At 74.9% G+C, this 17,286-nt stretch carries 21 protein-coding genes; 10 read left to right on the forward strand and 11 right to left on the reverse strand.

The window, feature by feature from the left end; translation table 11 throughout:
- Positions 1 to 115 precede the first annotated feature (115 nt).
- Positions 116 to 862 (forward strand): SOS response-associated peptidase, encoded by a 747-nt coding sequence (locus ACWIX6_RS05265; protein ID WP_448615793.1) that lies wholly within the window; start codon positions 116 to 118, stop codon positions 860 to 862.
- Between the two features lie 113 nt (positions 863 to 975).
- Entirely contained in the window at positions 976 to 2,445 is a 1,470-nt protein-coding gene (locus tag ACWIX6_RS05270) for a fused MFS/spermidine synthase (protein ID WP_448615794.1), read from the forward strand.
- On the opposite strand, the gene ybaK is transcribed toward ACWIX6_RS05270, so the two are convergent.
- Entirely contained in the window at positions 2,429 to 2,914 is a 486-nt protein-coding gene (gene ybaK / locus ACWIX6_RS05275; RefSeq protein WP_448615795.1) for a Cys-tRNA(Pro) deacylase, read from the reverse strand. The genes ACWIX6_RS05270 and ybaK overlap by 17 nt on opposite strands.
- A 211-nt stretch (positions 2,915 to 3,125) precedes the next feature.
- Between ybaK and ACWIX6_RS05280 the strand changes: the two genes are divergently transcribed.
- Both ACWIX6_RS05280 and rsrA read left to right on the forward strand, forming a co-directional pair.
- Entirely contained in the window at positions 3,126 to 3,827 is a 702-nt protein-coding gene (locus tag ACWIX6_RS05280; RefSeq protein WP_448615796.1) for a sigma-70 family RNA polymerase sigma factor, read from the forward strand.
- Positions 3,824 to 4,198: a mycothiol system anti-sigma-R factor gene (gene rsrA, locus ACWIX6_RS05285; RefSeq protein WP_448615797.1), complete on the forward strand. Its 375-nt coding sequence runs from the start codon at positions 3,824 to 3,826 to the stop codon at positions 4,196 to 4,198. Before ACWIX6_RS05280 ends, rsrA begins: the two co-directional genes overlap by 4 nt.
- A gap of 86 nt (positions 4,199 to 4,284) precedes the next feature.
- Here the strand turns inward: rsrA and ACWIX6_RS05290 are convergent, their stop codons facing one another.
- Positions 4,285 to 4,359: a 50S ribosomal protein bL37 gene (locus ACWIX6_RS05290; RefSeq protein WP_014742531.1), complete on the reverse strand. Its 75-nt coding sequence runs from the start codon at positions 4,357 to 4,359 to the stop codon at positions 4,285 to 4,287.
- A 224-nt stretch (positions 4,360 to 4,583) separates the two neighbouring features.
- Between ACWIX6_RS05290 and ACWIX6_RS05295 the strand changes: the two genes are divergently transcribed.
- From ACWIX6_RS05295 to ACWIX6_RS05305, 3 genes are all read left to right on the forward strand, one after another.
- Positions 4,584 to 5,624 carry a biotin carboxylase N-terminal domain-containing protein gene (locus ACWIX6_RS05295; RefSeq protein WP_448615798.1) on the forward strand — a complete coding sequence of 347 codons (1,041 nt, stop codon included), beginning with the start codon at positions 4,584 to 4,586 and terminating at the stop codon, positions 5,622 to 5,624.
- A gap of 145 nt (positions 5,625 to 5,769) precedes the next feature.
- Positions 5,770 to 5,994, forward strand: coding sequence for a biotin/lipoyl-binding carrier protein (locus ACWIX6_RS05300; protein WP_448615799.1), 225 nt, complete (start codon positions 5,770 to 5,772; stop codon positions 5,992 to 5,994).
- Between the two features lie 183 nt (positions 5,995 to 6,177).
- On the forward strand, positions 6,178 to 7,659 hold the full coding sequence (locus ACWIX6_RS05305; RefSeq protein ID WP_448615800.1) for a sensor histidine kinase: 1,482 nt from the start codon (positions 6,178 to 6,180) through the stop codon (positions 7,657 to 7,659).
- A 109-nt stretch (positions 7,660 to 7,768) separates the two neighbouring features.
- Here the strand turns inward: ACWIX6_RS05305 and ACWIX6_RS05310 are convergent, their stop codons facing one another.
- Positions 7,769 to 8,020, reverse strand: a complete 252-nt coding sequence (locus tag ACWIX6_RS05310) for a WhiB family transcriptional regulator (protein ID WP_448615801.1) — start codon at positions 8,018 to 8,020, stop codon at positions 7,769 to 7,771.
- A gap of 314 nt (positions 8,021 to 8,334) precedes the next feature.
- A complete protein-coding gene (locus ACWIX6_RS05315; protein ID WP_448615802.1) occupies positions 8,335 to 9,282 on the reverse strand; it encodes a diacylglycerol/lipid kinase family protein in 948 nt (315 codons plus the stop codon).
- A gap of 99 nt (positions 9,283 to 9,381) precedes the next feature.
- Between ACWIX6_RS05315 and ACWIX6_RS05320 the strand changes: the two genes are divergently transcribed.
- Positions 9,382 to 9,867, forward strand: a complete 486-nt coding sequence (locus ACWIX6_RS05320) for a hypothetical protein (RefSeq protein ID WP_448615803.1) — start codon at positions 9,382 to 9,384, stop codon at positions 9,865 to 9,867.
- Positions 9,868 to 9,921: 54 nt separating this feature from the next.
- On the opposite strand, the gene ACWIX6_RS05325 is transcribed toward ACWIX6_RS05320, so the two are convergent.
- The 6 genes from ACWIX6_RS05325 to sodN form a co-directional block, all read right to left on the reverse strand.
- Entirely contained in the window at positions 9,922 to 10,704 is a 783-nt protein-coding gene (locus tag ACWIX6_RS05325) for an HAD-IIA family hydrolase (RefSeq protein WP_448615804.1), read from the reverse strand.
- The gene (locus ACWIX6_RS05330; RefSeq protein ID WP_448615805.1) at positions 10,701 to 11,225 is read right to left on the reverse strand and encodes an N-acetyltransferase family protein; all 525 of its coding nucleotides are present in this window, start codon (positions 11,223 to 11,225) and stop codon (positions 10,701 to 10,703) included. Before ACWIX6_RS05330 ends, ACWIX6_RS05325 begins: the two co-directional genes overlap by 4 nt.
- A complete protein-coding gene (gene pssA / locus ACWIX6_RS05335; RefSeq protein ID WP_448615806.1) occupies positions 11,222 to 12,013 on the reverse strand; it encodes a CDP-diacylglycerol--serine O-phosphatidyltransferase in 792 nt (263 codons plus the stop codon). Before pssA ends, ACWIX6_RS05330 begins: the two co-directional genes overlap by 4 nt.
- 14 nt (positions 12,014 to 12,027) lie before the next feature.
- The gene (locus ACWIX6_RS05340; RefSeq protein ID WP_448615807.1) at positions 12,028 to 12,693 is read right to left on the reverse strand and encodes a phosphatidylserine decarboxylase; all 666 of its coding nucleotides are present in this window, start codon (positions 12,691 to 12,693) and stop codon (positions 12,028 to 12,030) included.
- A 49-nt stretch (positions 12,694 to 12,742) separates the two neighbouring features.
- A complete protein-coding gene (locus tag ACWIX6_RS05345; protein WP_448615808.1) occupies positions 12,743 to 13,990 on the reverse strand; it encodes a PP2C family protein-serine/threonine phosphatase in 1,248 nt (415 codons plus the stop codon).
- A gap of 252 nt (positions 13,991 to 14,242) precedes the next feature.
- Positions 14,243 to 14,647: a superoxide dismutase, Ni gene (gene sodN, locus ACWIX6_RS05350; RefSeq protein ID WP_448615809.1), complete on the reverse strand. Its 405-nt coding sequence runs from the start codon at positions 14,645 to 14,647 to the stop codon at positions 14,243 to 14,245.
- Between the two features lie 52 nt (positions 14,648 to 14,699).
- On the opposite strand from sodN, the gene ACWIX6_RS05355 reads away from it, so the two are divergent.
- Together ACWIX6_RS05355 and ACWIX6_RS05360 are read left to right on the forward strand one after the other, a co-directional pair.
- A complete protein-coding gene (locus tag ACWIX6_RS05355; protein WP_448615810.1) occupies positions 14,700 to 15,062 on the forward strand; it encodes a S26 family signal peptidase in 363 nt (120 codons plus the stop codon).
- A 51-nt stretch (positions 15,063 to 15,113) separates the two neighbouring features.
- Positions 15,114 to 16,301: an NAD(P)-dependent malic enzyme gene (locus ACWIX6_RS05360; RefSeq protein ID WP_448615811.1), complete on the forward strand. Its 1,188-nt coding sequence runs from the start codon at positions 15,114 to 15,116 to the stop codon at positions 16,299 to 16,301.
- Here ACWIX6_RS05360 and ACWIX6_RS05365 read toward each other — a convergent pair.
- Positions 16,288 to 17,265, reverse strand: coding sequence for a 2-hydroxyacid dehydrogenase (locus tag ACWIX6_RS05365; protein WP_448615812.1), 978 nt, complete (start codon positions 17,263 to 17,265; stop codon positions 16,288 to 16,290). The genes ACWIX6_RS05360 and ACWIX6_RS05365 overlap by 14 nt on opposite strands.
- Between the last annotated feature and the right edge of the window lie 21 nt (positions 17,266 to 17,286).

Genomic DNA, 17,286 nt, shown 5'->3' on the forward strand with positions numbered 1-17,286 from the left:
CCCCCCACACCTACCCCTGCCCGCCGCGACCGTCACCACCGGGCCGTGGGCCGGCACACCTGTCGGCGGCCCCACCTACCCTCGGGGGCGTCGTGGACCCGGGGAGGAGATCGCCGTGTGTGGTCGTTACGCCGCCAGCCGCCGGCCGGAGGACCTGGTCGTGGAGTTCGAGGCGGTGGCCGCCGAGGGGCAGTCGCCGTTGCCGGCGGACTACAACGTCGCCCCCACGAAGGACGTGTACGTCGTCCGGCACGCCAAGGAGCGGGACGCCGAGGGCCGGCCGACCGGCGGTGGGCACCGCGAGCTGCGCGTGGTGCGCTGGGGGCTGGTGCCCTCCTGGGCCAAGGACCCCTCGGTCGGCAACCGGATGCTCAACGCCCGGGTCGAGTCGCTGACCGAGAAGCCGGCCTTCCGCACGGCGGCGGCCTCCCGGCGCTGCCTGGTGCCCGCCGACGGCTGGTACGAGTGGGCGCCGCGGCAGGACGCGCCGGGCAAGCAGCCGTACTTCGTCACGCCCGAGGACGGCGGCGGGCTGGCGTTCGCCGGGCTGTGGGAGGTCTGGGGCCGCGGTGAGGACCGGCTCTACACCTGCACCGTGGTCACCGCCCCGGCGGTGGGCGCGCTGGCCCAGGTGCACCCGCGGATGCCGCTGGTGCTGCCGCCGGACCGGTGGGCGGACTGGCTCGACCCCGCCCAGGAGGACGTCGCGCCGCTGGCCACCCCCACACCGCCGGAGTACGTCGAGCGGCTGGAGATCCGCCCGGTGGGGGCCGCGGTCGGCAACGTCGCCAACAACGGCCCGCAGCTCACCGCCCAGGCCGGGTCCGTCGCCGAGCCCGCCGACCAGCCCGCCCTCTTCTGACCACCGTCCGCACGCCCGACCCCCGAGGTGACCCACTGAGCACCGAGACCCCCGACGCGGCCGCCCGGCCCGCCGCCGCCGAGCGACCCGCCTCCCGGGCGCTGCCGGGTCCGGTGGCCGCCGTCATCACCTTCCTGGCGTCGGGCTCGGTGCTGGTCCTGGAGATCGTCGGGCTGCGGCTGATCGCCCCCTACGTCGGGATCACCCTGCAGACCAGCACCGCGGTCATCGGCTTCGCGCTGGCCGCCATCGCCATCGGTGCCTGGGCGGGCGGTGCCACCGCCGACCGGACCGACCCCCGCCGCCTGCTCGCGCCCCTGATGGTGGCCGGCGGCGCCCTGATCGTCGCGGTGCTGCCGCTGGTCCGCTTCGCCGGCGAGCTGCTGAGCGGCGCCCAGGCCGGCAACGTCCTGCTGCTGGCCGCCGTGTCCGTCGTCGTCCCCGCCGCGCTGCTGTCCGCCGTGCCGCCGATGATCGTGGCGCTGCAGCTGGGCAGCCTGGACGAGACGGGGTCGGTGGTCGGCCAGCTGTCGGGGATCGGCACGCTCGGCGGGATCGTCGCGACGTTCGCGACCGGGTTCGTGCTGGTCGCCGTCCTGCCCAGCAGCGTCATCCTCGTCGGCACCGGCCTGCTGGTCGTGCTCGCCGGCCTGGTGCTGACCTTCCTGCTGCGCCGCCGGGCGCCGGGTGCGGCCGGCCGACTGCCGGTCGGGCTGCTCGTGCTCGCCCTGGTCGCGCCGGTGCTGGCGGCCGTGGCGCCCACGCCGTGCGGGGAGGAGACGGCGTACCACTGCGCCCGGGTGGAGACCGACCCCGAGCGGAGCAGCGGCCGGGTCCTCCGGCTGGACACGCTGCGGCACTCCTACGTCGACCTCGCCGACCCCCAGCACCTGGAGTTCGAGTACGTCCAGGCGATCGCCTCGGTCACCGACGCGATGGCCCCGGTGGGGGAGCCGCTGTCGGCCCTGCACGTCGGCGGCGGCGGCGCGACCGTGCCCCGCTACCTGGCCGCGGTGCGTCCGGGCACCACCAGCCGGGTCCTCGAGGTCGACCCTGGGGTGGTCGCCATCGACGAGGAGCAGCTGGGCCTGCAGACCTCCGCGGACCTGAGCGTCGACGTCGGCGACGCCCGGGTGGGCCTCTCCGAGGAGCCGGCCGGTGAGCGGGACCTGGTCGTCGGGGACGCCTTCGGCGGGCTGTCGGTGCCCTGGCAGCTGACGACGGCCGAGGCGCTGACCCTGGTCGACGACGCGCTGGCCGACGACGGGGTCTACGCCGTGAACCTCATCGACCACCCGCCGCTGGCCTTCGTCCGCGCCGAGCTGGCCACCCTGCGGTCGGTCTTCGGCTCCGTGCTGTTGCTGGCCCGGGCGCCGGTGCTGGCCGGTGAGGACGGCGGGAACGTGGTCGCGGTCGCCTCGCAGCAGCCGCTTCCGGCCGAGGCGATCGCCGCGGCGCTGGAGCAGCGGGGCCTGGCCTGGCAGGTCGCCGAGGGCCCCGAGCTGGACGCGTTCGTCGGGGACGCGCAGGTGCTCACCGACGACTTCGCCCCGGTCGACCAGCTGCTCACGCCGTACGGCTGATCGCCGCCGTCCGGGCCCGGGTCAGCCGCACCAGGTCGCCGGGCGGCAGCTCGACCTGCAGGCCGCGGCGACCGCCGCTCACCAGCACCGTGCCCAGCTCCAGGGCGCTGGCGTCCACCACGGTGGGCAGGGCCTTCCGCTGCCCCAGCGGGCTGATGCCGCCGCGCACGTACCCCGTGGTGCGCTCGGCGTCGGCGGGGTCGGCCATGGCCGCCTTCCGGCCGCCGGCCGCCGCGGCGAGCGCCTTGAGGTCCAGCCGGCCGCTGACCGGGACGACGGCGACGGTCAGCGCGCCGTCCACCCGGACGACCAGTGTCTTGAACACCTGCGCCGGGTCGGCGCCGAGCGCGGCGACCGCGACCTCGCCGTGGCCGTGCGCGGTGGGGTCGCCGTGCGCGGGGTCGTACTCGTGCAGCGTGAAGGGGACCCCCGCCCGTTCCAGGGTCCGCACCGCCGGGGTCGCCGCCACGGCGCAGCAGCCTAGGACAGTCGCCGGGGCGGGGAATCCCCTCGACCCGGGCTCGGTTGCAGCGACCGTGAGCAGCACAGTCGCGGGGGCACCGGCGCGCAGCGCGCGCGGTCCCGCCCCCTCCCGCCGTCCCCCCGGCCGACCTGACCGCTCCCGGCTAGGATCGACCGACGTGGTCGCCCGTTCCCGGGTGCCCCAGAGAGGACGGTCGGTGCCCGAGGAGCCCGCGGTCGACCCCGCCGACGAGACGGCCGCGGTGGTCACGCCGTCGCTGGAGGAGACCCCCGAACCGCGTGCGGACGGCAGCCGCGCCGAGCTGGCCGAGACGCGTGCCGAGCGCGACGCCCGCTTCGAGCGGGACGCGCTGCCCTACCTCGACCAGCTGTACCCCGCCGCGCTGCGGATGACCAGGAACCCCTCGGACGCCGAGGACCTGGTCCAGGAGACCTTCGTCAAGGCCTACTCCGCGTTCCACCAGTTCGCCGAGGGCACGAACCTCAAGGCCTGGCTGTACCGGATCCTGACGAACACCTACATCAACAGCTACCGCAAGAAGCAGCGCCAGCCGCAGCAGTACCCCACCGACCAGGTGCAGGACTGGCAGCTGTTCAACGCCGAGCAGCACACCTCCAGCGGGCTGCGCTCGGCGGAGATCGAGGCACTGGACCACCTGCCGGACTCCGACATCAAGGACGCCCTGCAGCAGCTCCCGGAGGACTTCCGGCTCGCCGTCTACCTGGCCGACGTCGAGGGGTTCGCCTACAAGGAGATCGCCGAGATCATGGGCACGCCCATCGGCACGGTGATGTCCCGGCTGCACCGTGGCCGGCGGGGGCTGCAGAAGCTGCTGGCCGACTACGCCCGCGAGCGCGGCTTCGTCCGTGCCGGTGCCGAAGAGGCGACGCGGTCATGAGCTCCGACCAGTCGACCGGCCCCGTACCGGAGCACGCCGGGCACGACGCCGAGGAGATCACGTCCTGCGACGACGTGCTCTCGCACGTGTTCGAGTTCCTCGACCGGGAGACCGACGACGCGCGCCGCGCGGTCATCGCCGAGCATCTCGAGGACTGCTCGCCGTGCCTGCGGCAGTTCGGCATCGAGCAGGAGTTCAAGGCCTTGGTGCGCCGGCGGTGCGGCGGCGACCCCACCCCGGTGGGCCTGCGGGACCGGATCAAGCTGCAGCTGACCAGCGTGTCCTTCGAGGAGGATGGCACCCAGGTGTGGGTGGAGCGGACCACCTACGAGTCGGCGACCACGCGGGAGACCCAGGGGGAGCGCCCCTAGGAGGACCCCCTGCCCCCCACCCGCTCGCGAGCTCGCGGGCGGGACCCTGCAGGGGGCCGGCGAGCGGTGAGGGGCAGGAGGGTCCTTTAGGCGTTGGGGCGCTTGCCGTGGTTGGCGCCGCTCTTCTTGCGGGCGCGCCGCTTGCGTCCACGCTTGGACATGGGTGCCTTCCTCTCCTGGTGTTCGTTCCCGGTCCGTCGGACCGGCTGACCGTCCCGACCCCGACGGGTGACCCGGTGCTGCAGCGCACCGGGGGACCGGTCAAGCTGACCCCGACAGGGTCTCACGGCACCGAGCGGCAGCCCGCGCCGGTGCGGCACCGCCCGGGCCGGCGGGACGCTGGCGGTCGGCGCGACGGCGCACCGGCGGGACGTGGGGAGACGCAGTGGTGCAGGGTGCAGTGGAGAGCGTCCTGGTGGCCGGTCGTGGGCCGATGGCCTGCGCCGTGGTCCAGGCCTGTTCCCGGCTGGGCGTGAAGACGGTCGCGGTCTTCTCCGAGGTCGAGCGCGGCGCGCGGCACATGCGGCTGGCCGACGAGTCGGTGCTGCTGGGGCCCGCGCCCGCGGCCGAGTCCTACCTGGCCGTCAACCGGCTGGTCGAGGCCGCGCGCCGCTCCCGCGTGGACGCCGTCCTGCCCGTCCCCCCGGCGCTGGCCGGCAACGCGGCGCTGGCCGAGGCGGTCACCGCCGCCGACCTGACCTGGATCGGGCCCGACGCCGAGGTGCTGGAGCGGCTGGGCGGGGACGGGGCCGAGCCGGCCAGCGAGCGTGGCTTCCTCGCCTGGGTGGACGACGACGGCCTGCACCACGTGACCCCGGTGCTCCGCGACCGGTCCGGCGGGACCACCCGGGTGTCCTGGTCCCCGCAGGCCGGGGTGGGCCCGCTCCCGCCGGCCGCCCAGCGGCTGCCCGACCTGGGCTGGCGCGGGCTGGTGACCGTGGGCATCGACCCGGACGGCGAGCTGGCGGAGGTGGCCGCCGGGTTCTCGCTGGACATGGCCGTGCTCGAGCGCGCGCACGGCGTGGACGCCGTGGAGCTGGCGCTGGCCAGCGCCACCGGCCGCGCCTCGCGCACCACGCCGGCGGCCCGGCCGTGGGCGGCCGTCGCCGTCCAGCTGCGCGCCTCCCTGCCGGCCGGCACCGACGGGCGGGTCACCGGCCGGCTCCCCGACCTGCCCGGCCGTCCGACCGAGCCACTCGTCGCGGTCACCGGCTACGACCCCGGCGACCGGCTGGACGGCTGGTACGACGCGCTGCTCGCCACGGTCAGCGCCGCCGGCCCGGACACCGCGACCGCGGCGCGACGGGCCAGCGACCTGCTCACGGGCCTGCCCGAGACAGGCGTCCCGCACGACGGCGCCGAGGTCTGCGCCACGCTGCACCGGATCGCCGGCGGCCTGGTCCCGGAGGGGTCCCGCCGCGACTGAGCCGCCTGACCGGGCTGCGGCCGGAGCGCTCCCGGGTCAGGGTGCGGGCGATCGCCGGCGTGCGCGTCCGCGCCGTCCTGACGTGCTTGTATGTGCCTGTCCGCCGGGCCCGGCGGACGAGGGGGCACGGAGTCCGGGGGGCGCGGTGGCGGTCGAGGAGATCCACGCCGAGATGGTCTCGAGCGTGTGGAAGGTCCTGGTCGCCCCGGGGGTGGAGGTCTCGGCCGGGGACACCCTGGTCATCCTCGAGTCGATGAAGATGGAGATCCCGGTGCTCACCGAGCACGCGGGCACCGTCGGCGAGCTGCACGTGGTCGAGGGCGAGGTCCTCCAGGAGGGCGACCTGATCGCCACCGTCGTCGCCGCTTGACGGCCGCGCTGCAGGTAGAAGGACCTCGCCCCTCTCACCCCTCGCGAGCTCGGGCTGAGCCTCCGGGCGAGGCCGGCGGGGCTCAACGAGCGACGGGGGGCAGGTGGAGGACCCCCTCGCCCCCCAGCACTCGCGCGCTCGCACCGGGGCCCTGCGAGGGGGCCGATTAGGCTCGGCTGCACCATGGCCAGCCTCTCCGAACGTCTCAACCGCGGGTCGGCGAGCCCGTCGCAGGTGGACCACGCCCGCCGGCTGGTCGCCGACTGGCAGCTGCTGGCCGACCTGGCGTTCGCCGACCTGACCCTGTGGGTGCCGCTGCAGTCCGGCGCGTGGTGGTGCGTCGCGCAGGTGCGGCCGCTGACCGCGCCCACCAGCCAGCCCGAGGACCTCGTCGGCTCCGAGGCCACCGGGCTCGCCGCCGAGCCTCTGTCGCGCGCGCACCGCGAAGAGCGGCCGGTCACCGACGGCGACCCGGACTGGTCCGGGGCGAGCCCCCGCCGGCGGGAGGTGATCCCGGTCCGGCACGACGGCACGGTCGTCGCGGTGCTCGCCAAGGACACCAACCTGGCCGCCACCCGCGCGCCGTCCACCCTGGAGCTGACCTACCTCGACATCGCCGCCGACCTGTCGCTGATGGTCGCCGCGGGCACCTTCCCGCCGCGCATGCTCGAGGACGCCGAGATGAGCCCGCGGGTGGGCGACGGGCTGGTGCGCCTCGACGCCCGCGGCACGGCCGTCTACGCCAGTCCCAACGCGCTGTCGGCCTACCGGCGGATGGGGCTGACCGGGGACGTCGTGGGCGCCGACCTGGCCGAGGTGACCCGCCGGGCGTCGGCCGACCGGGTGGCGGGGGAGGCCGTCGCCGCCAGCATCGGGGCGGCCGTGGCCGGCCGGTTCCCCGAGCCGATGGACGTGGAGAACGACGCGGCGACCATGCTGGTGCGGGCGCTGCCGCTGCGGGCGCCGGGAGGCGAGCCGGGCGCGCTGGTCCTGGTCCGCGACGTGACCGACGTGCGCCGCCGGGACCGCGCACTGATGACCAAGGACGCGACCATCCGGGAGATCCACCACCGGGTGAAGAACAACCTGCAGACGGTGGCCGCCCTGCTGCGGCTGCAGGCCCGCCGGATGACCGAGCCCGAGGCCCGGGCCGCGCTGGAGGAGTCGGTGCGCCGGGTGGCGTCCATCGCGGTGGTGCACGAGACGCTGGCCGGCAGCCGGGAGGACGTCGTCGAGGTCGACGACGTCCTGGACCAGGTCGTCCCCATGCTCGGCGACGTCACGTCGGTGGGCCCGGCGGCGCGCATCCAGCGGGTCGGGCGGTTCGGCGAGCTGCCGGCGGCCGCGGCGACGCCGCTGGTGATGGCGGTGACCGAGCTGCTGCACAACGCCGCCGGGCACGCGTTCGACGACGGTGCGCCGGGTTCGATCGAGCTGGTCGCCCAGCGGGACGGCGACGACCTGGTCGTCCGGGTTCGGGACGACGGCCGCGGACTGCCCGAGGGGTTCGACCCGGCCGCCAGCACGGGGCTCGGCCTGCAGATCGTGCGGACGCTGGTCACCAGCGAACTGCACGGCACGCTGTCCATGGGCCCGCCTGCGGGTGGCGGTCCGGGGACGGAGGCCGTGCTGACCATCCCGGGCGCCGGCCGGCCGCGCCGCTGAACGGCCGACGGGGTCGCTCCATCGTGGAGCGACCCCGGGGCGGACGTTCTCCGGCCCCGCTGCAGGGCCCCGACGCGAGCTCGCGAGCGTTGGGGGGCAGCGGGGTCCTTTACGCGGTGCGGACCCGGGTGCGGGCGGTGCGGCGCTTGAGCGCGCGGCGCTCGTCCTCCGACAGGCCGCCCCAGACACCGGAGTCCTGACCGGAGCTGAGGGCCCAGTCCAGGCAGGACTGGGTCACGGGGCAGCGCCGGCACACGGCCTTGGCCTGATCGATCTGCACGACAGCAGGGCCCGTCGTCCCGATGGGGAAGAAGAGCTCCGGGTCCTCGTCGCGGCAGAGGGCGCGGTGGCGCCAGTCCATGGCCGGGTACTCCTTGGTGTCGTCTGGTGGTCGGTCGCCGGTCCGAGTCGGTTCCCGCAGGGCAGGCGCCGATGAGCGCCCTGGACGGCGACCGCCTGCCTTGTTACTGGCAGGTTGCTTGCTTGTGATGCTTTCACGAGACGACGCACTGTCAAGCAGATCAGCAGTCCTGTCGGTCCACGCGTGAGCAACCTCACCACGGGTGTGGGAGGCTCGCCACTCGTCGTGCGGGAGTCGGTGCCGCCTCTTCGCGGCCGGCCTCGTCCAGGGCACCGCCCCGAGCTCGCGAGGGGGGCGGAGGGCGGGGTCCTTCCTCAGACGACGCGCAGGGCCTCGGGCACCGACCGCACCCGGAGTCCCGTCGTCGTCCCCAGGTGGTCGCCGTCCAGCTGCCAGCCCTGGGCCCGGGAGGCGCTGAGCTCCAGTTCGGCCAGGTCGTGCCAGCGGTGCACGCCACGGCCGCGCGCGTCCGGTCGCGCCGCCATCGTCTGCCGGACGTGGTGCAGCATCCGCACCACACCGACCCGGCCCATCGCGAAGACGTCCAGGCCGGCGTCGAACGAGGCGTCGGGGTTCGGGTCGACCGGCCGGGCGCCCAGGTAGCTCCACGGGCTCACGTTGGAGACCAGGGCGAGGAACAGCCCGTCGACCGGGGGTCGGCCGGGGACGGTCAGCGTCAGCGGTGGCCGGCGGCGGTCCCGGCCGAGCACGAACGCGTCCACGGCGGCGCGCACGTACAGCGCGCCGGTCGACCGCCGTCCGCGGGCCCGCTGCGCCTCCACCCGGGAGATCACGTCGGCGTCGAACCCGAAGCCGGCGGAGAACGCGAACCAGCGGGGGTCGCTCCACCCGCCCGGGGTGCGGGCGGACGCCGTGCCCAGCGAGACCAGGCGGGTCCGGTCGGCGCGCAGAGACTCCAGGACCTCCCCGATGGCCTCCAGCGGGTCGCGGGAGCGACCCAGCGCGCGGGCGAAGACGTTGGTGGACCCACCGGGGACGACGGCGAGCGTCGGCACGTGCGGCCCCGGCCCGTCGACGAGCAGCCCGTTGGCGGTCTCGTTCACCGTGCCGTCGCCGCCGAGGGTGACGACGACGTCCACGCCGTCCCGGGCGGCCCGGGCGGCGAGCTCCCGGGCGTGTCCCCGGTGCCCGGTCTCGGCGACCTCCAGCTCCAGGTCGCCGGACAGCGCCCGCACGAGCACCTCGCGGACCTCGCGGTTCGTGGTGGTCGCCGCCGGGTTCGCCACCAGCAGCGCTCGCATGCCGCCCAACATAACCAGCGTCCTGCGCTGGTCCCGGGGACGGCCCGACCGCCCCGTCGCGGGGCCGGTCGGTCGCCGGCACGGCGTAATCTCGGCGCCGTGAGCCGGCAGCAGGACGACGCGCCCGACGAGCGCGGTGCCCGGCGCCGCACCGACAGCCTGCTCGGTGGTGCCGCCGTCGAGCGCCCACGCCCGGCCCGGCCCCGGGAGGGCGCGCCGGGGGCGGTGCGCCGTGCCGCGCTCGTGGTGGCCCTGGAGGCGGCGCTGCTGGCCGCGGTCGCCCTGGTGCTGCTCTGGCTCACCGTGACCGGCGACCCGGACAGCGTGGGGCGGGCGCTCGCCGAGGTCGTCTACGTCGGCCTGGGCGCCGGGCTGCTCACCGCCGCCGCGGTGGGGCTGTGGCGGGCGGCCGGCTGGGCCCGCGCACCGGTGGTCGTGCTGCAGGTCCTGCTGGGGCTGCTCGGCTGGTCCGTGACGTTCCACGGCAGCCTGCCGCTGATCGGCGTCCCGGTGCTGGTGATGGTCGCGACCGTCTTCTGGCTGCTGGCCACCCCGGAGGCCCGGCTCGCCTACTTCCAGCGCTGACGGCCCCCGCGCAGGGGCCCGCCGTGAGCCTGGGAGCGGTGGGCCGGAGGGGTCCTACACGAGGTCGATGACGTCGGCGATGGAGTCGACGACGCGGCCCGGTCGGAACGGGAACCGGGCGACGTCCGCGGCCCTGGTGGACCCGGTGAGCACCAGCACCGTCTTCAGGCCTGCCTCGATGCCGGCCACGATGTCGGTGTCCATCCGGTCGCCCACCATGGTCGTGGACTCGGAGTGCCCGTCGATCCGGTTGAGCGCGCTGCGGAACATCATCGGGTTGGGCTTGCCGACGAAGTAGGGCTCCGCGCCGGTGGCCTTGGTGATCATCGCCGCCACGGCGCCGGTCGCCGGCAGCGGTCCCTCCGGCGAGGGGCCGGTGACGTCGGGGTTGGTGGCGATGAAGCGCGCGCCGCGCTCCACCAGGCGGATCGCCCGGGTGATGCTCTCGAAGCTGTAGGTGCGGGTCTCGCCCAGGACGACGTAGTCCGGGTCGGTGTCGGTCAGGGTGTAACCGACCTCGTGCAGCGCCGTGGTCAGTCCGGCCTCGCCGACCACGTGCGCCGACCCGGCCGGCAGCTGGGAGGCCAGGAAGTCCGCGGTCGCCATCGCCGACGTCCAGATGTTGGGCTCGGGCACCTGGAGGCCGCTGCGGGCCAGCCGGGCGGACAGGTCGCGCGGGGTGAAGATCGAGTTGTTCGTCAGCACCAGGAACCGCCGCTGCCGGTCGACCAGTCGCTGCAGGAACTCCGCGGCGCCCGGCAGGGCCAGCCCCTCGTGCACCAGCACGCCGTCCATGTCGGTCAGCCAGCACTCGGACTCGCCGCGCTCGGTGGTCACGCGTCTCCTGTCGGTCGGGTCGGGGGCCGCCGGTCGGCCGCGAAGGAGGCGAGGGCCTCGTCGGTGAGCCGGTACACCGTCCACTCGTCCATCGGGACCGCGCCGGCGGCCCGGTAGAAGTCGATGGAGGGGGTGTTCCAGTCCAGCACCGACCACTCCAGCCGGGCCAGTCCGCGGTCCACGCACAGCGCGGCGAGGGTGCGCAGCAGTTCGCGCCCCAGTCCGGTGCCCCGGTGGCCCGGACGCACGTACAGGTCCTCGAGGTGGATGCCGTGCGTCCCGCGCCACGTGGAGAAGGTGAGGAACCACAGCGCGAAGCCGGCCGGCGCCCCGTCTCCGTCGGCCGTGTCGTCGGCCGTGGCGACGTGCCCGAACAGCGCCGGGGACTCCCCGAACAGCGCGGTGTGCAGCTGGTCCTCGGTCATCAGGGCCTCGTGCTCGGCCCGCTCGTAGGCGGCGAGCTCGCGCACCATGCCCAGCACCGCCGGGACGTCGGCCGGGCGCACCGGCCGCACGCTCACGAGAGCGCCTGCCGGATCCGCGGCGGCACCAGGCGGGCCAGTGGCGCGAGCACCGGCACCAGGACGGGGGAGAACAGGTAGCCGTAGGCCAGCACACAGGCGGTGACCACCGGCACGGTGGCCAGCCCGACGACGACCAGCAGGCCGGCGGCGACCAGGCCGTAGGGCCGGCCGTTCTTCGGGCTGACCAGCGAGCGGAACGACCGGTAGCGGACGGTGCTGATCATCAGGAGCCCGGGGACGACGACGACCAGCAGCACCCACAGCCGGTCGCGGCCCTGCATCTGGTCGGCGAACGCGAAGACGCTGGCCAGCACCACCCCGGCGGCCCCCGGGCTGGGCAGGCCGGTGAAGAACCGCTTGTCCGCCGTCGGGTCGACGGTGGTGTTGAAGCGGGCCAGCCGGATCGCGGCGCACGCCACCCACAGGAAGCAGACCACCCAGCCCAGCGCGTCCAGCTCGTGACGGCCGTCGGAGAACAGCGCGAACGCCAGGAGCGCCGGCGCCAGCCCGAAGCTCACCAGGTCGGCGAGGGAGTCGAACTGCAGGCCGAAGGGGGACACGGCGCCCACCAGCCGGGCCACCGCGCCGTCGGCGATGTCGAAGGCCACCGACAGCCCGATCAGGACGCAGGCCAGCCCGTAGGAGCCGCGGAAGGCGACCAGGATCGCGCCGAACCCGCACATCATGTTCGCCAGGGTGAACAGGCTGGGCAGCCAGGAGCGGGCCCGCCGCCGGCCACCCCGCACCGATCCCCGGACGAACTCGACGGTGGTCGTTCGCCGCATCGGGCTCGACCTCCTCAGCTGGGACCGGGCCAGCGCGCGATCACGGTCTCGCCGCCCCGCACCCGCTGGCCCACCGTGACCGGCACGTTACAGCCGGGCGGCACGAAGACGTCCATGCGGGAGCCGAACTTCATCAGCCCCATCCGCTGGCCGGTGGCCAGTTGGTCCCCGGCCTGCACCCGGGTGACGATCCGGCGGGCGAGCACCCCGACCACCTGGCGGAAGACCACGGTGCGGTCGCCGTCCTGCAGCCAGATCTCGCTGCGCTCGTTCCGGTGCGCGCTCTCCTTGCGGTAGGCGGCCAGGAAGCTCCCCGGGCGGTAGCTGGTCGAGGTCACGTGCCCGCGGTAGGGCGAGCGGTTCACGTGCACGTCGACGACGGACAGGAAGACGCTCACCTGCTTCCAGTCGCCCTCGGGCGCGACACCGGGCTGCGGGTCCCCGGCCACCATGACGACGCCGTCCGCGGGGGACAGCACGTCCTCGGCGGGGGTCGGCTCGCGGTCGCAACGCCGGTCCGGGTCGCGGAAGAAGACCGCCATGTAGGCGGTCAGGGCCAGCCAGGGCCAGGCGGCCACCCGCGCCCAGCGGCGCCCGGTGGCGCGGCCCAGTCCGGCGAACCCGGCCGCGGACCCGAGGGGGACGGCGAGGAAGGGCCATCCGGCCCGGTCGATGCGCATCGACTCCCGAGGCTACCGGGATGCGGTCGGCGGCCTCCCGGCGTCCGGCTCAGCCGGGCCCCGACGCGAGGTCCGGGTCGGCGCCCTGTTCGGTGTTGCGCCCGCGCGGGGGGCCGCCGTACCAGTCGAGGCAGATCATCGTGGCGTCGTCGCGGAGGTCGCCCTTGGTCTCCTGCAGCACGGCGGCGCCGAGGGCGTGGACGACCTCCCGCGGATGCAGGTCCGCGGTGTCGGCGAGGGCGGTGGCGACGTCCAGGCTCACCGCGTTGCGTTCCTGCATGCCGTCGGTCAGGAAGACGATCCGGTCCCCAGGCTCCAGCGGGAAGGGCTGCACCTGCAAGGACTTGCCCGGGACCACACCGAAGGGCGGCTCGACCCGCAGGTCCACCTCGTCGACCCGGCCGTTGCGCAGCCGCAGGGGCAGGACGTGTCCGGCGTTGACGATCGCCGCTGTGCCGGAGTGCAGGTCGACCCGCAGCAGCTGTCCGGTGACGAACTGTCCGGGGTCGGCGTTCTGGGCCAGGGAGTCGTTGGCGTACGCGGCCTGCCTGCCGAGGTCCATGCCGCCACGGCGACCGTTGCGGAGGCTGCTGACGAGGAGGGTGGCCAGGAGTGCTGCCGTGACCTGGTGGCCGACCGCATCGGTGATCGACAGCTGCAGGCTGTCGCGGTCCAGGTTGTAGTCGAAGGTGTCCCCGCCCACCGAGGCGGCCGGCTCCAGCCAGCCGGCCAGGGTGAACTGCCCTGCCTCGCAGGTGTAGGACGGCGGCAGCAGCCGCCGCTGGATCTCCGCGGCCAGCGCGAAGGGCATGGATCGCTGCCCCCACTCGAAGACGTCGGTGTGCCGTCGTGCGGCGATGACGACGTACGCCAGCGCGTGCCCGGCGGTGCGGACGTCGGCGACCTCCTCCGTGGAGGGGTAGCGGGGCAGGACGAGCTCGATGACCCCGACCGCGTCGCCGCGATCGGTGACCGGCACGACCATCCGGGCTCCGTCCCCGGCAGCCTGGACGTCGGCCTCCTGCGTACGCAGCACCCGCTCGTAGACGGTGCCGGCCAGCGGCAGCGTCTCGGCCTGCTCGACCCCGCGCCCTCGCGCACCGTCGACCATCTCGGCGGAGGTCAGCCGGACGACGGCCCGGCCGCTGAAGTCGGCGATCAGCAGTCTCACGCTGGTGGCCTCGACCATCTCGCCGAGGGCGTCGGCGACCGCCTCCATCGCGTCGATGGGTGCTGCTGTCTCGACCTTCTCCAACAGCCGGCCTACGTCGATCACGAAACCCTCCGAGCCGCGCATCGGCTGACCCTGGGCGGAGGCGCGACGTCGCCGGGGTGAGGGTCCATGACATGGCAGCGCTGCCGGACCGTCGGGTGACGATCCAGCAGCGCTGGCCCTCGTGCAGGGTCCCGCCGCGAGCGTGCCGGCGGTGGGGGGCAGGGTCAGGCCCGCTTCCAGGGACCCGCCCGGCCCCCTTCCAGGGACCCGCCCGGCCCCCTTCCAGGGACCCGCCCTGAGCCTGCGAAGGGCGGGGAGGAAGGGGGTCCTTCCTCAGGCGGCGGCCTTGGTCTCCCAGAAGATCTTGTCGATCTCGGCGATGTAGTCGAGCAGCTTCTGTCCCTCGGCCGGGTCCATGCTGCCCTTGCCGCCGGCGGCGCCGGCCTGCTTGGTGGCCTTGTTGAACAGCTCGTGCAGCTGCGGGTACTTCTCGAAGTGCGGGGGCTTGAAGTAGTCGGTCCACAGCACCCACAGGTGGTGCTTGGCCAGGTCGGAGCGCTGCTCCTTGATCATGATCGCGCGGGTGCGGAAGACCGGGTCCTCGTTGGCCTGGTACTTCTCCTGGATGGCCTTGACGCTCTCGGCCTCGATCCGGGCCTGAGCGGGGTCGTAGACGCCGCAGGGGAGGTCGCAGTGCGCGGTGGCCTCCACGGCGGAGAACATGCGGAACAGACGCATGAGGGTGCCTCCGGTTGTCGTGGGGATGGGTTCGTCTGCGACCCTACCCGCGGTGATCACCCAGGACACGTCCGGCGGTCGGCCGCCGGGGCTGCCGACCCGGTGGGTCCTGGCCCGGGTGACCGGGCCCTCGATGTCCCCGACGGTGCGGCACGGCGACCGGCTGCTGGTGCACCGCTGCGGCCCGGGTGACGAGGTCCGGCCGGGGCAGGTGGTGCTCGCCCGGTTCCCCCGCCGACCGGAGCTGCTGGTGGTCAAGCGGGTGCGCCGGGCGGTGCCGGGCGGGCACTGGGTCGAGGGCGACAACCCCCTGGTCGCCGACGACAGCCGGGCGTTCGGGCCGGCCGTGGTCGTCGGCCGGGTGACCGCCCGGTTGTGGCCCCGGCCCGGCCGGCTGCGCCCCTGGCTCCGGTGACCCCGGGAGCGGAGGGCGCCGCCGGAGCTCCTGCTCTACCCTCCGGGGTCCATGGGCTCCGTGCAGCGTGGCACTCCTGACCGCTTCTCCGACGATCCCGCGTTCGCGGTGCACGAGGGCGGCAAGCTCTCGGTGCGCCCGACCCGGTCCATCGACTCGATCGCTGACCTGGCCCTCACCTACACCCCGGGTGTGGCCCGGGTGTCCAGCGCCATCGCCGCCGAGCCCGCGCTCGCCCGCCGGTTCACCTGGGCGTCGCGGGTCGTCGCGGTCGTCTCCGACGGGACCGCGGTGCTCGGGCTCGGTGACATCGGCCCGTCGGCCTCGCTGCCGGTGATGGAGGGCAAGGCCTGCCTGTTCAGCGAGTTCGCCGGGCTGGACGCCGTCCCGATCGTGCTGGACACCAAGGACACCGACCTGATCGTGGAGATCGTCGCCGCGATCGCGCCGTCCTTCGGGGGCATCAACCTGGAGGACATCAGCGCGCCGCGGTGCTTCGAGATCGAGGCCCGGCTGCGCGAGCGGCTGGACATCCCGGTCATGCACGACGACCAGCACGGGACGGCGATCGTGGTGCTGGCCGCGCTGCGCAACGCCGCCCGGGTGACCGGCCGGACGCCGGCGGACCTGCGGGTGGTCATCGCCGGGGCGGGCGCGGCAGGCGTCGCCACCGCGAAGATCCTGCTGGGTGCCGGCGTCGGCGACCTGGCCGTGGCCGACTCCCGGGGGGTGCTGCACACCGGCCGGGACGACCTCACGCCGGTGAAGCAGTGGCTCGCGGACAACACCAACAGCAGCGGCTACGCCGGGACGATGACCGGTGCGCTGGAGGGGGCCGACGTCTACGTCGGCCTGTCCGGCGGGTCGGTGCCGGAGTCGGCGATCGCCACCATGGCGCCGGGCGGGATCGTGTTCTCCCTCGCCAACCCCACGCCGGAGGTCGACCCGCAGATGGCCGCGCGGTACGCCGCCGTCGTCGCCACCGGGCGCAGCGACCTGCCCAACCAGATCAACAACGTGCTCGCGTTCCCGGGGGTGTTCCGCGGCGCCATCGACGCCGGGGCGCACAGCATCACCGAGGACATGAAGCTGGCCGCGGCCACCGCCATCGCCGACGTGGTCGGGGACGAGGTGCGCACCGACTACGTGGTGCCCAGCCCGCTGGACCGCCGGGTGGCCACGGCGGTCGCCGAGGCGGTGGCCGACTGCGCCCGGCGGGAGCAGGTCATCCGGGACTGACCGGGGTGAGCGGCCCGCGGCCGGCCAGCACCGCCGCGACGTTGTCGACGGCCAGCCCGCACATGGCGCTGCGGGTGCGGTCACCGGCGCTGCCCAGGTGCGGGGTCAGCACCACCTGCTCCAGGGCGAGCAGCCGCGGGTCGACCACCGGCTCGTCCTCGAACACGTCGAGGGCGGCGCCGGCCAGCCGTCCGTCCTGCAGCGCCCGCACCAGGGCGTCGGTGTCCACGATGCCGCCGCGCGCGGTGTTCACCAGCAGCGCCGTCGGGCGCATCCGGGCCAGCGCGTCGTCGTCCACCAGGTGCCGGGTCTGCGGGGTGAGCGGGCAGTGCAGGGTGACGACGTCACTGTCGGCCAGCAGGTCGGGCAGCTCGCGGAACTCCACGGCGTCGCGTTCCTCCGGGGTGAGCTCCCCGCGGGTGGGCGTGGCCAGCACCCGGAGGTCGAACGCCCGCGCCCGCCGGGCCACCGCCCGGCCGATCCGGCCGTAGCCGACCACGCCGAGCGTGGCGCCGGCGGAGAGGTCCAGGCCGGTCATCATCCGCGGGCCCCAGATCCAGGGGGTGCCCCGGCGCAGGAACCGGTCGCCCTCGGCGATCCGCCGGGCGGCGGCCAGGACCAGGCCGAGCGTGAGGTCGGCGGTGGCGCCGTCGAGGACGCCGGGGGTGTTGGTGACGACCACGCCGCGCTCGGCGGCGGCCCCGACGTCCACGTTGTCGTAGCCGACCGCCACGTTGGCCACCACCTGGAGCCCGGGTCCCGCCGCGTCGAGCACGGCGGCGTCGACCCGGTCGGTGAGGGTGCTGACCACCGCCACGGCACCGGCCACGTCGCGGAGCACGTCGTCGCGGGCCGGCGGCTCCTCACCACCTACGACGACCGGCCGGCCGAGCGCCCCGACCGCCGCCATGGCGTCGTCGGTGAGCAGTCGGGTGACGTAGACGTGCGCGGCGGGGTCGGTCACACCGCGAGACCGTAGTGGCGG

The sequence above is a fragment of the Modestobacter sp. URMC 112 genome (assembly GCF_053502575.1).